The organism is Streptomyces yerevanensis (assembly GCF_000716805.1).
Taxonomy (GTDB): domain Bacteria; phylum Actinomycetota; class Actinomycetes; order Streptomycetales; family Streptomycetaceae; genus Streptomyces; species Streptomyces flaveus.
In genome coordinates this window covers 1-268 of the sequence record NZ_JNWJ01000269.1, presented here as the reverse complement: position 1 = coordinate 268, position 268 = coordinate 1, and the positions used below count along the sequence as shown (strand labels likewise).

The window sequence follows — 268 nt, the reverse complement described above, 5'->3', positions numbered from 1 at the left end:
CGACCTCGTCGCCGCAGGCACCAAGACCATCGAGGTACGGGTGAAATACCCGCACCTCGCCGACCTCGCGGCAGGCGACATCATCCGCTTCCGCATCAAAGGCACCGACGAGACCTGCGAGGTGAAGGTCAAGCGGGTCACCGAGTACCCCGACTTCGAGACCCTGCTAGACGGCGAAGGACCCGCCAACGTCAACCCGACCGCCACCCGCGACCAACAGCTCGCCAACATCCGCGCCATCTACCCACCGGAAAAGGAAAGGCTCGGC

At 64.9% G+C, this 268-nt stretch carries 1 protein-coding gene; it reads left to right on the top strand.

The features are described from left to right. On the top strand, nucleotides 1–268 hold a 268-nt coding region (locus OP79_RS49375), incomplete at both ends, for an ASCH domain-containing protein (protein ID WP_033329958.1).